Raw genomic sequence first — 12,095 nt, 5'->3', positions numbered from 1 at the left:
TAAATAAGATAAAATCTCCCTTTCTCATGCTGAAATAGTGTGCACTATGCTATAATTAAGGTGTTATGAGTCAAAAAAAATCAAGAAAATATGCCGTGGTTGATTTGGAGGCAACCTCTGCAGGTAGCAATGCTAGAATTATTCAAGTTGGTATTGTGATTATCGAAAATCATCACATTATAAAAACTTACGAGACAGATGTTAACCCTCATGAAAGTTTAGATGACCATATTGTAGAACTAACAGGTCTGACCGATGAACGTTTGGCTAAGGCACCTGATTTTTCGCAAGTGGCAAGAGAGATTTTTCACTTGATTGAGGATTGTATTTTTGTCGCCCATAATGTCAAATTTGATGCCAATCTTTTAGCAGAAGAATTGTTCTTTGAAGGGTATGAGTTACGAACACCTAGAGTTGACACGGTTGAATTGGCACAAGTCTTTTTTCCGAGCTTTGAAAAATATAGTTTACCTAATTTAGCAGAAGTCTTGGACCTAGATTTACAAGATGCGCATACAGCTATAGCTGATGCTTATGCGACAGCACAGCTTTTTCTAAAAATCAGAGAAAAAATGGCTAGCCTACCTAAGATAACATTGGAAACCATTTTGTCTTTTGCGGACCATCTTCTGTTTGAGTCGCGTTTGGTTCTTGAAGAGATTTTTGAGGAAGTCCCCACTCAGTTACCAGATCATCTCTTGGAAGTTGGTGGTTTGGTCATTCAACATAGCAAGCAATACAGAAAATCCAAATATTTATCACAAGACTTTCTGACTAATCTTGCTTTGTTAGATTTAGAAGAGAGAGCTGCACAATCACAATTTGCACAGCTCATTGAAGACGGGTTAGGTTCTTTCGTTCCTAGTTTTATTGAGGCACAGACAGGAATTGGTAAGACCTACGGTTACTTATTGCCTTTATTAGCTAAGGCAGAGGGGCAGATTTTAGTAAGTGTGCCGACAAAATTGTTGCAAGATCAGATCATGGAAAATGAAGCAAAGCAGCTCAAAGAGGTCTTTCACATCAATAGCCATAGTGTGAAAAGTCCACGAAATTACATCAAATTAGATGCCTTTTATCAAAGTCTGCAGCGCCAAGATAAAAATCGCTTACTCAATCGTTTTAAAATGCAAATCTTAGTGTGGCTGGTTGAAACTAAAACAGGAGATTTGGATGAAATTAGGCAAAAGCAGCGCTTAGAGTCTTATTTTGATGAGTTACGTCATGATGGTCAAGTGAAAAGAGATTCTCTCTTTGCAACGGTTGATTTTTGGGAGCGTTCGGACCAACTAGCAAAAAGCAGTCAAGTTTTAATTACCAACCACGCTTACCTTCTTGAAAGGATGCAAGATGATATCGATTTTGTAAAAGGAAAAGTATTAGTGATTGACGAAGCTCAAAAATTCTTTTTAGCTTTGGAAAACTTTTCTCGCCGACGTTTAGATATTACCCAGACCTTGCAATGGCTAGATAAAGAAGCCAAGCAGACGGCTAATCTTTTACAAAAACGTCTCCTTGAACGTCTTCAATTTAACCTTTCACAGGCCAGTCAGGCTTTTTATCAAAAAAAAGAAGTGAGTTTATCACAAGACCTCCTAGAGTTCATACGACAAGATATCAAGGAATATCCTCTTCGTTTAGAAGAAGATCTGTGGAAGATTTTTCTACCTTACTACAGCGATTATTGGTTTGAGAGTGAAGTCGATCAAGAGCAACGAAAAACCTACCTAAATGCAGCACGTCTTGACTTGTTCCGTTTTCAAACCTTCATACCTGACTTAACTAAAGTGTATTTTGTGTCAGCGACCTTAGAGATTAGTAAGCGTGTCACCTTACCAGATCTACTTGGCATAGCAGATTATGAGGCTTATCGGATTGAATCAAGTAAGTCTTCTGATCAAAAGATATGGGTTGACACTTCCATGCCAAATTTGGTGGATTTACCAGATGCCATTTATGAAGAAGAGATTGCTAGACGCTTGATGGCACTCTCCCAGCTAGAAAAGCCTATTTTAGTGTTATTTAATTCCAAACAGCATATGTTGGCAGTATCGGAGCGTTTGGATACCTTGATGGTGAAACATCTCTGTCAAGAAAAAAATGGCTTGGCTTACAATATTAAAAAACGTTTTGATCGAGGAGAAGCTAATATCTTGCTGGGGACAGGCAGTTTTTGGGAAGGAGTTGATTTTGTGCATCAAGACCAGCTCATCGAGGTGATTACCCGCCTACCTTTTGAAAATCCAGAAGATCGATTTGTCAAAAAGGTTAATCACTACTTGCGACAAAACCATAAAAATCCCTTTTATGACTATACCTTACCTGTCATGACCTTGAAATTAAAACAAGCTATCGGAAGAACTCAGCGCCGTGAAAATCAAGTATCTGCAGTTCTGATTTTAGATAAACGAGTAGTCTCAAAAAGTTACGGTAAACAAATTTGTCAGATACTTGAGCAAAATAATTCTCTATCTTGCAAAAAATTTCCTGATATTGTAACTGAAATCACAAGCTTTTTTTGATATAATAGAAAACATCAAATAATTTAGGAAGATCAAATGGGAAAGCGTAAAAGAAAACGAGTTCTCTCAACCAAAGAGCAGTTCATCATTGGTCTTGGTTTAGTCTTTTTCGTCTTATTTCTATCCACTATCTTAGTGATTTTTTTCTCTATGAAACCCAATATTGACACACAAAACATGGTGAAGGCTGTGGCAACAAAGGAAGCCCAGTTAACCAGTGTGAGTCGTATTGATCGGTATAATGGACAAACAAGCTATTATAGTGTCTTTGGTAAAACTGCTCAAGATGAAAATGTTGTGGTGGTGATTGGTATAAAAGATAAAGATATCCATATTATACCGACTAAAGAAGGGATTTCTAGACAAGCAGCAGAACAGATTGCTAAAGAAAATGGTGCTAAATCAGTTAAGGCAACTTTGGGTTATATGGATGATAAACCTATCTGGGAAGTGGCATCTGGAACAACCTACTATATCATTGATTTTAAAACTGGGGACTTGGTAAAAACGGAGGGTATATGACAAAACTATCAGAGCGTGTGCTTACTATGGAAGAAAGTGTTACCTTAGCTGCAGGAGCGCGTGCTAAGGCATTGAAAGCTGAAGGTCGTGATATTTTAGCTTTGACCTTAGGTGAACCAGATTTTGCAACACCTAAACATATTCAAGACAAGGCGATTGAAGCCATTTCAAATGGTAAAGCAAGCTTTTATACGGTGGCATCAGGACTTCCTGAGTTAAAGGATGCGATCAATACTTACATGGAAAATTACTATGGTTATTCTGTGACACCAAATCATGTGGTGGTGGCAACAGGTGCCAAGTTTGTTCTCTATGCCTTTTTTATGGCAGTTCTTAATCCTAATGATGAGGTAATTATCCCAACGCCTTATTGGGTATCTTATGCTGATCAGGTTAAAATGGCGGAAGGACAACCAGTTTTTGTACAAGCGACTGAGGAAAATCAGTTTAAAGTTACTGTTGAACAGTTAGAGTCAGCGCGTACAGAAAAAACAAAGGTTCTTTTACTCAATTCACCATCTAATCCAACAGGCATGATTTATACAGCAAAAGAGTTAAAAGCTATTGGTGATTGGGCAGTTGAGCATGATATTTTGATTTTGGCTGATGATATCTATGGACGTTTGGTTTATAATGGAAATCGTTTCACGCCTATTTCTAGCCTCTCTGAAGACATTCGTAAACAAACCATTGTGATTAATGGGGTTTCAAAAACTTATGCGATGACAGGTTGGCGCATTGGTTTTGCTGTAGGTGAGCCAGAAATTATTTCTGCTATGGCAAAAATTGCTAGTCAAACCACATCTAACCCGACAGCAGTTGCACAATACGCTGCCATTGAAGCCTTAACAGGTGACCAAGAGCCGATTGAAAGGATGCGTCAAGCTTTTGAAGAGCGCCTAAATACTATTTATCCTCTATTAGCTGAGATTCCTGGCTTTGAGGTGATTAAGCCACAAGGTGCCTTTTACCTTTTCCCAAATGTCAAAAAAGCTATGGAGATGAAAGGTTATACAGACGTGACAGCATTTACGAATGCTATTTTAGAAGAAGCAGAAGTTGCCTTGGTAACAGGTGCAGGGTTTGGTGCCCCTGAAAATGTTCGTTTGAGCTATGCAACTGACCTTGATACCCTTAAAGAAGCTGTTCGCCGTATTAAAGAGTTCATGGAAAAGAACTAGAGTGTTTTATGATTGACCACTTTAGCATTTGTGTTAAAAATCTACAGTCTCAACAGCCGAAAAACTTTATAGCCACTTGGTTATAAATTAAGATTCGACAATGAATATGCTGTTAGCTTTGGTTAGCTTAGAGGAAGTGCTCCTGCTTGAGATTTTTGGTTGGAGAGTGGTCAAGCAAATCCCCGTCACTTTGCTTTTAATACAAAGATGCGTAAGAAGTTGAAACCTTTTACCATACAGGTTTAGCTGCTGGTGACAAAGATAATGGCGCTCCTTAGGAACGTAACCATTATCATGAGGGTTATGACGCAGCTTTTATCATTGATCCAGACAGTAATAATATCGAGGCTGTTTGTCACAAAGAGGAATACAATTAGAAAAGAGAAAAAATTAATGTCTAGAAAATTAGTAACGATTATTGATGTGCCTAAGCATGTAGGAGAAGAAGTGACTATTGGTGCTTGGGTTGCCAACAAATCTGGGAAAGGTAAGATTGCCTTTCTTCAACTCCGAGATGGCTCTGCTTTTTTCCAAGCAGTTGCTTTTAAACCAAATTTCCTTGAAAAATTTGGTGAAGAAGAAGGAGCTGCTAAGTTTGATACTATCAAACGTTTGAGCCAAGAAACGTCAGTTTATGTGACTGGCATCGTCAAAGAAGACGAACGTTCAAAATTTGGTTATGAACTTGATGTGACTGATCTTGAAGTGATTGGCGAATCTGTTGATTACCCTATCACACCAAAAGAACACGGTACAGACTTCTTGATGGACAATCGTCATCTCTGGTTGCGTTCACGTAAGCAGGTTGCCATTCAGCAAGTTCGTAATGCGATCATCTATGCCACTTATGAATTTTTCGAGAAAAATGGCTTTATCAAGTTCGATAGCCCAATCCTTTCTGGAAATGCTGCTGAAGATTCAACAGAGCTTTTTGAAACAGATTATTTCGGAAGCCCAGCCTATCTCAGCCAATCAGGTCAGCTTTATCTTGAAGCTGGTGCTATGGCACTTGGTCGTGTTTTCGACTTCGGTCCTGTTTTCCGTGCGGAAAAATCTAAAACTCGCCGTCACTTGACAGAGTTCTGGATGATGGATGCCGAGTATTCCTTCCTCTCACATGAGGAGTCGCTTGATTTGCAAGAAGCATATGTTAAAGCTTTGATGCAAGGGGTTATCGACCGTGCTCCACAAGCACTTGAAACTCTTGAGCGTGATGTTGATGCTCTAAAACGCTATATTGCAGAACCATTTAAGCGCGTGTCTTATGATGATGCCATCAGCCTTCTTCAAGAGCATGAAGCAGATGAAGATACAGATTATGAACATTTGGAGCATGGGGATGACTTTGGCTCACCTCATGAAACATGGATTTCAAATTACTTTGGTGTCCCAACCTTTGTGGTTAACTATCCAGCAAGTTTCAAAGCTTTCTACATGAAACCAGTTCCTGGTAATCCAGAGCGCGTGCTTTGTGCGGACCTTTTAGCCCCTGAAGGTTACGGTGAAATCATTGGTGGTTCTATGCGTGAGGATGATTATGATGCCCTTGTTGCTAAGATGGATGAGCTTGGCATGGACAAGTCAGAGTACGAGTTCTACCTTGACCTTCGTAAGTACGGATCAGTGCCACACGGCGGCTTTGGTATCGGAATTGAGCGAATGGTGACCTTTGTTGCTGGTACAAAACACATCCGCGAAGCCATCCCATTCCCACGTATGTTACACCGTTTGCATCCATAAACAAATGATAGATTAAGAAAGCAACCGTCTATTGTCACAGGTTGCTTTCTATTTTAAAGATAAGCTGATAGTGAATAGATGAGATAGCTAGTTTACAGTTTTCTAAATGAAGAAAGGATATCATGAGCTATAAATTTTTACTATTTGACTTAGACAATACCTTGCTAGATTTTGAGGCTGCCGAAGAGTTTGCCTTGGATGAGCTGTTAAAAGAGCAAGAAGTAGAGGCGATTGAGGCTTATAAGGCTTACTATAAACCGATGAACCAAAGCATGTGGCAAGATTTAGAACAGGGAAAAATAGCAAAATCTGAGTTAGTGAATACACGATTTTCTAAATTGTTTTCACATTTTGGCCGTGAGGTTGATGGTAAGGCTTTAGCTAAGGCTTATCAAAATCATCTCTCAAAGCAAGGACAGCTGTATCACGGTGCTAGGGAATTGTTGGTCGATTTAACAGCTAGAGGTTACAAGCTCTATGCTGCTACAAATGGTATTGCCGCTATCCAAAAGGGACGTCTAAAAGTATCAGCTCTAGAGCCCTTCTTTCAGAAAATCTTTATTTCAGAGGAAGTAGGTAGCCAAAAACCAGAGGTTGCATTTTATCATCATATCGCAAACTCTATTCCAGGATTTAACAAGTCTGAAGCCTTGATGATTGGAGATAGCTTGAGTGCAGATATAAAAGGCGGAAATGATTTTGGGATTGATACAGTTTGGTATAACCCTAAAAAGAATCAAACGTCCTCCTCTTTACATCCAACTTATGAAGTACCGTCTTATCAGATGTTATTGGATTTGTTATAAAAAGTCTTCGTTAATGAAGGCTTTTTATTTTTTAGTATTATGAAACCTAGGAAAATATTTTGTTTCAATTCACCTCTTCTTTTTCATGAAAATGTGCTATAATGAATGCATAAAATATTAGCGAAAACTGACAAAAAAACCATACAGATTGCATGATTTTTAATGATTCGGTAATATTAAAAATACCATTATCAATCTTTTTGGATTGCTTATGAAAAGGAAAGAAGGAGAAATGATGAAAGGATACGGAAAAAAACATTTAGCCAGTAAAGCGTTTCTGACCATTCCTATGGTTTTAGCTTTTGTGGGAGGCATTCAAGCTCAGGCAGAAGAATTGGTGACCACAGAGTCTAGTCAGCCAGAGGTAACTTTAACTCAAAGTAGTGTAGCTGAGGTAAAAGGTGTACCAGAAACTAATGCTTTAACTACAGCCTCTTCAGAGTCTCAAGCTACGGTGACATCTCAGCAAGAAAGTAGTGAAACTAGCACGGAGCTTTCCTCCAATGTTGGCTCAGAAGTGACTTCAAGCACAGCCTCTTCTGAAACAGCGAGTTTAACCAGTGCTTCTCAAACAAGCAGTCTTTCTTCTGAGACTAGTTCGGTAAGTTCTACGCCAGTGACAGCCAGTTCAGAAAATACAGTCTCTAGCGTTAATACAACTGCTAGCACAACCAGCTTGACGAGTGAGTCAGCGGTGCTTTCTTTGGTGCAAGGTTATGCGGCAGACGTGACTAATCTTCCAGTGACTAGTGTGGCGCAAAAAGATCAAGCCTTGACCATTCAGTACAACCGTCCGATTAGTTCCGATGAAGTGATTAAGATTGCAGTTTGGTCAGACCTTAAAGGTCAGGATGACCTTAAGTGGTACACGGCAGACAAGTTAGGTGCAGCCTATGTGGAGTTGAAAAATCATCGCGATTATGGTAAGTACAATATCCACACTTATGCTGATCGTAGTGGTCGCATGGTGGGCTTAAATGCGACTGAACTGACAGTTGTTGCTCCAGCTAAACCTGCCATTACCGTATCCTCTAAAAGCGTTTCTGTTTTTGACGTCACCATTTCTAATGTTCCAAGCACCATCTCTTCGGTTAAGGTTCCTGTATGGACAAATCAGAATGGTCAGGATGATTTAGTTTGGTACACTGCGAACAAACAAGCTAGTGGAACTTATCAGGTAACAGTTGACACTAAAAATCATAAGTCAGAAACTGGTCAGTATCACATCCATGCTTATGGTCAAGCATCAGGTAGTCTTCAGTTACAAGGTTTGACCACGGCAACATACACTGTCACACCTTCTCAAGCAGACACTGTTAAACAACCAAGTGTGTCAGTTGTAGCAAAAGGTGAAACAGCTTTTGTTGCGACAATCACTAATGTTCCAGGCACCATCTCTTCTGTTAAAGTTCCTGTATGGACAAATCAGAACGGTCAAGATGACTTGGTTTGGTACACCGCGAGCAAACAAGCTAGTGGAACTTATCAGGTAACAGTTGAAGCTAAAAATCATAAATCTGAAACCGGTCAGTACCACGTTCATTTTTATGGACAAGAAAGTGGTCGTAGTCAGTTAGTTGGTTTAGCTGCAAGTACTTATACGGTTCCGACACCAAAACCAAAAGAGACCATGGCGACGACATCTACGGTTAAAGTAAGCACAAGTGACTACCAGAAAGAAAATGGAAAAGTAACTGTTGTCGTAGATACGGATGCAGAAGCTTCATCGGTTAAACTTGTTCGTGTCGCAGCTTGGTCTGAAAGTAATCAATCTAACTTAAAATGGTACACTGCAGCCGAGTCAAAAAATGGTCAGGTTCAGATTACTGTTGATACAGTCAATCATAAGTATATTGATGGAAACTACACGATTCATACCTATATTGATTATCAAGATGGCTCTACAAAAGGATTTAACCTAGGTCAGTATAACCTCCAAGTGCCAAAAGACAAAGCACAAGTGTCAACAACCTATAAAGGAACAGGAGTCTATGGTGTGACCATCAATCATGTGGTCACTAAGGGAGAAGTGGTCTTTGCAGTTTGGTCTGAAAAAAATGGACAAGATGACTTGAAATGGTATGGTGCAAAAGCAGTTAGTCCAACAACTTATGAAGCAACATTTGATAGTAAGCAGTATGCCGATGCTGGAAATTATATGATCCATGTCTATCAAAAACTGGACGGTAAAATGCAGTTTTTAGCATCAAGTACGCAATATGTTGAACGAAATCGTTATGAAATGCCTGTCTATAGCCAACGAGATGGACGTTGGGGAGGTCTTCAATATGGTTTGTTTAACTTGGCAACAGCTGGTTGCGTGCCAACCGCCTTATCAATGGTTTTCTCATCTCTGACTAACCAGGATATCAAACCAACTACGGTCGCTAATTACCTATATCATCAGACCAATCATTTCAATAAATATTTTATAGGAACGTCTAGTCTTGGAATTTTTGAAGCAAGTAAAAATTGGGGCTTAAATACAACCGTATTAAACAGCCAGTCAGCTTTAGAGAATGCTTTAAAAGAAGGGCATTATGTTGTTGCAGCTGTTCAATATAATAAGTTTGTGGCAACAGGATCTCATGAAATTGTTTTAAAAGGCTACCAAAATGGTCAAACTCTTGTAGCGGATCCTTATACAGGAAAAACAGAGTGGTATCCTGTCAGTCGAATCTTTTTAGAAGCAAGTACAGATAAAGATGATACAGCACATAAAGGCAAACCCTTTATCAAAATTACAGATTAGCTTGAGCTAATGGAATATTTATCGTCTTTTAGTTTACTTTTAGCACTAGGAATGAGCCAAAGCCCTAACTGGAGTTAGATAAGGCCAGTTAACGCAGTAATAAAAGAAAAACTAAATGACAATATAAGAAAATAACATCCCCCTCATCAGTAACTAGGTCGTCTAGGTTTTACAAGAGGGGGATTTTTATATTAAAAAACCTTAGAAAGACTAATTTCTAAGGTGGTTGCGAGTTATTTTTCTTTTAACAGTTGGAAGTTTAGTTGATCTTTGAGTTGTTTGATGAGAACAAATACAAGCGTTAAACTGACTAGGCGATCGAGATAGTCGGTTAGGATTTGGACGATGATCAAGCTAGTTGTTAGATTCATCCCCATAGCATGAAAGATTTGAGCTAGAAGACTGGAGCCACTTGAGGTGATGCCTTTAAAAAGGACGACAGTTATACTGGCAGAAATAAGTGTTCCAATTAGAGAGAGCGGGATGGTTAGGATCGCCAATCGTTTGAGCTCTGCTTTTTTTCTAAACATAAAGCCAGCTAAAAGAACGGTCACAATTGCAACGGGAGCATAGTAAATGGCAAAGATATCTGTTGTCAGCCAACTTAATAGGGCACTTAAAATAGCAGTTAAAGCTCCAAGCCATGGTCCAAATAATATAGCGATAAGAAGACTTCCGACCATGTCAAGATAGATAGGAAGTTTTAGAAAGAGAGCAATGTTGCTACCAACATAGTTAAGGGCAATCGCAAGAGCGATAAAGATAATAAGATGAGTTTTTTGTCTAGTTTTCATAGAAACCTCCGAGATTAAGTTGTAAAATGTCCTGTGAAATGACCTCCTTTGGTTGGTCTAAGATTGTCGTCAAAAAATCTTGCCAAAATCTAAGGGTATCAACCTCTGTTAAGATTTTACTATTGCTGTCTTTTTGATAAAAATGCTGAGCATCAACAATACTTTGTCCCAGTGCGATACCATCTGTGACAATATCAGTGTAGCTGTTAAAACCATGACAAATATTGGGATCAATAAGATAAGCTAGCGCCAGTGGATCATTGATGACACAACCTAAGAGATGTTCATACTTCCAATGAAAGTCGAAGTAAAAGCGAGTGATTTTTTCAATAAAGGCAGTTAGTTCAGAAGGAAACTTTTTTAAGTACTCTAGATGATTTGGGCTAAGAACAATTTTTCGGGTGACATCAAGACCTACCATTTCAACGCATCTTTTAAGGTGCTTGAAAACAAAGTTTGCTGCATGAGGATCACACCAATAGTTGTATTCTGCCACAGGAGAGCAATTGCCATTTGATTTAAAGTTACCTCCCATGCTGATAAAACGAGAGCAGTTTTCGCCCAAATTCTTATTTTTTTCTAAGGCTAAAGCGATATTAGTCAGTGGACCTAAAGATAGAATGGCGGTGTCTTGTTTTTGCTTAAAGTAATCTGCTAGATAGTCATATGCCTTTTTGATCTCAGGTCTTTTATTACAGTTTTGTTTTAAAAAAGTTTCACCTAAACCATCCATACCATGTGTGTCTTGAGCAGAGATAAAGGGGCGTTTCAGAGGAGTTTCTGCGCCTATATAGATGGGAATGTCTAGTCTATTGACAAGTTCTAAGATGAGGGCACAATTTTCAAATCCAAGCTGACTAGGAACATTTCCGCATACAATGGTAATGGCAACAACTTCTAAATTAGGGTGTTTGAGGGCGTAGATGAGGGCAAGAGCGTCATCAATACCTGGATCACAGTCGATAATAACGTGTTGTTTCGTCATATTTAACCTTTCTAAGATAACATTAGGGATAATAAAAAGAGAGAATGAACAGTTTAAATAAGGTTCATTCTCTCTCCCAGTACAGCAAAAAGAAATGGAGCGGGTAAAACCCAATACTCCACAAAAACTAGTTTAATCAAAATAATGATGCGACTTAGTTTTTTATTCTGGGAAGTTTTCGAACCAGTCTAGGATCATTGTCCTAATTTATTTGCATAGATATATTTTACTATTAAATCATTCATCTGTAAAGATGAGATTCGTTCGCTAAATCGTGGAAATTTTCTGACGATTTTGTTAAAATAAAGCTATTAAAGTTAAGGAGAATGATATGGTTAAGACAATTCATACAGATCAGGCCCCAAAAGCAATTGGCCCTTATGTTCAAGCGAAAGTGGCAGGTAACTTGCTATTTGCTTCTGGACAAGTTCCTCTCTCTCCAGAAACAGGCGAGATTATCGGTGAAACAATTGAGGAACAAACCAAACAGGTTTTAAAAAATATCTCAGCTATTTTAGAGGAGGCGGGAACAGATTTTGATCATGTGGTCAAGACAACCTGTTTCTTAAGTGACATGAATGATTTTGTTGCGTTTAATAGTGTCTATCAGACAGCTTTTAAAGCTGATTTTCCAGCACGATCAGCAGTAGAGGTGGCAAGATTACCTAAGGATGTCAAGGTAGAGATTGAAGTGATTGCTTATCTAGGTTAAAAGGAGAGAAATCTCCTTTTTATTGTTTTTATGACATAGGTTTCAGGTTAGGAATATGTTATAATGGCAATAGTAGATTAA

At 38.8% G+C, this 12,095-nt stretch carries 9 protein-coding genes, 1 pseudogene and 1 riboswitch; of the genes and pseudogenes, 8 read left to right on the top strand and 2 right to left on the bottom strand.

Annotation, left to right across the window (positions count from 1 at the left end):
* Nucleotides 1–65 precede the first annotated feature (65 nt).
* From ACVRWY_RS04385 to ACVRWY_RS04355, 7 genes and pseudogenes are all read left to right on the top strand, one after another.
* Entirely contained in the window at nt 66–2,522 is a 2,457-nt protein-coding gene (locus ACVRWY_RS04385; RefSeq protein ID WP_354368316.1) for a bifunctional DnaQ family exonuclease/ATP-dependent helicase, read from the top strand.
* A 36-nt stretch (nt 2,523–2,558) separates the two neighbouring features.
* On the top strand, nt 2,559–3,044 hold the full coding sequence (locus tag ACVRWY_RS04380) for a cell wall elongation regulator TseB-like domain-containing protein (protein ID WP_354368318.1): 486 nt from the start codon (nt 2,559–2,561) through the stop codon (nt 3,042–3,044).
* Nucleotides 3,041–4,225, top strand: coding sequence for a pyridoxal phosphate-dependent aminotransferase (locus tag ACVRWY_RS04375; RefSeq protein WP_354368320.1), 1,185 nt, complete (start codon nt 3,041–3,043; stop codon nt 4,223–4,225). Before ACVRWY_RS04380 ends, ACVRWY_RS04375 begins: the two co-directional genes overlap by 4 nt.
* Before the next feature lie 8 nt (nt 4,226–4,233).
* A pseudogene (locus ACVRWY_RS04370) lies at nt 4,234–4,602 on the top strand (VOC family protein).
* 16 nt (nt 4,603–4,618) lie between these two features.
* Nucleotides 4,619–5,965 carry an asparagine--tRNA ligase gene (gene asnS, locus ACVRWY_RS04365; RefSeq protein ID WP_354368322.1) on the top strand — a complete coding sequence of 449 codons (1,347 nt, stop codon included), beginning with the start codon at nt 4,619–4,621 and terminating at the stop codon, nt 5,963–5,965.
* A gap of 122 nt (nt 5,966–6,087) precedes the next feature.
* Nucleotides 6,088–6,771: a pyrimidine 5'-nucleotidase PynA gene (pynA, locus tag ACVRWY_RS04360; RefSeq protein WP_354368324.1), complete on the top strand. Its 684-nt coding sequence runs from the start codon at nt 6,088–6,090 to the stop codon at nt 6,769–6,771.
* A 235-nt stretch (nt 6,772–7,006) separates the two neighbouring features.
* Nucleotides 7,007–9,523 carry a GBS Bsp-like repeat-containing protein gene (locus ACVRWY_RS04355; RefSeq protein ID WP_354368326.1) on the top strand — a complete coding sequence of 839 codons (2,517 nt, stop codon included), beginning with the start codon at nt 7,007–7,009 and terminating at the stop codon, nt 9,521–9,523.
* Nucleotides 9,524–9,756: 233 nt separating this feature from the next.
* Here ACVRWY_RS04355 and ACVRWY_RS04350 read toward each other — a convergent pair whose 3' ends face one another.
* Both ACVRWY_RS04350 and ACVRWY_RS04345 read right to left on the bottom strand, forming a co-directional pair.
* Nucleotides 9,757–10,317, bottom strand: a complete 561-nt coding sequence (locus ACVRWY_RS04350; RefSeq protein WP_354368328.1) for an ECF transporter S component — start codon at nt 10,315–10,317, stop codon at nt 9,757–9,759.
* Complete coding sequence (locus ACVRWY_RS04345; protein WP_354368330.1) at nt 10,307–11,302, bottom strand: nucleoside hydrolase; 996 nt, start codon at nt 11,300–11,302, stop codon at nt 10,307–10,309. Before ACVRWY_RS04345 ends, ACVRWY_RS04350 begins: the two co-directional genes overlap by 11 nt.
* A 148-nt stretch (nt 11,303–11,450) precedes the next feature.
* Nucleotides 11,451–11,495, bottom strand: a riboswitch (PreQ1 riboswitch).
* 138 nt (nt 11,496–11,633) lie between these two features.
* On the opposite strand from ACVRWY_RS04345, the gene ACVRWY_RS04340 reads away from it, so the two are divergent.
* A complete protein-coding gene (locus ACVRWY_RS04340) occupies nt 11,634–12,014 on the top strand; it encodes a RidA family protein (protein ID WP_354368332.1) in 381 nt (126 codons plus the stop codon).
* Nucleotides 12,015–12,095 lie beyond the last annotated feature (81 nt).

This window comes from Streptococcus porcorum (assembly GCF_053203725.1).
Note: the sequence above shows the minus strand (reverse complement) of the source record. Positions and strands in the feature narration are given on the sequence as shown.

Bases quoted from the DNA above. Each gene is read 5' to 3' on its own strand.
- ACVRWY_RS04385 (WP_354368316.1), top strand. From the start codon at position 66: ATGAGTCAAAAAAAATCAAGAAAATATGCCGTGGTTGATTTGGAGGCA.
- ACVRWY_RS04380 (WP_354368318.1), top strand. From the start codon at position 2,559: ATGGGAAAGCGTAAAAGAAAACGAGTTCTCTCAACCAAAGAGCAGTTC.
- ACVRWY_RS04375 (WP_354368320.1), top strand. From the start codon at position 3,041: ATGACAAAACTATCAGAGCGTGTGCTTACTATGGAAGAAAGTGTTACC.
- asnS (WP_354368322.1), top strand. From the start codon at position 4,619: ATGTCTAGAAAATTAGTAACGATTATTGATGTGCCTAAGCATGTAGGA.
- pynA (WP_354368324.1), top strand. From the start codon at position 6,088: ATGAGCTATAAATTTTTACTATTTGACTTAGACAATACCTTGCTAGAT.
- ACVRWY_RS04355 (WP_354368326.1), top strand. From the start codon at position 7,007: ATGAAAGGATACGGAAAAAAACATTTAGCCAGTAAAGCGTTTCTGACC.
- ACVRWY_RS04350 (WP_354368328.1), bottom strand. From the start codon at position 10,317: ATGAAAACTAGACAAAAAACTCATCTTATTATCTTTATCGCTCTTGCG.
- ACVRWY_RS04345 (WP_354368330.1), bottom strand. From the start codon at position 11,302: ATGACGAAACAACACGTTATTATCGACTGTGATCCAGGTATTGATGAC.
- ACVRWY_RS04340 (WP_354368332.1), top strand. From the start codon at position 11,634: ATGGTTAAGACAATTCATACAGATCAGGCCCCAAAAGCAATTGGCCCT.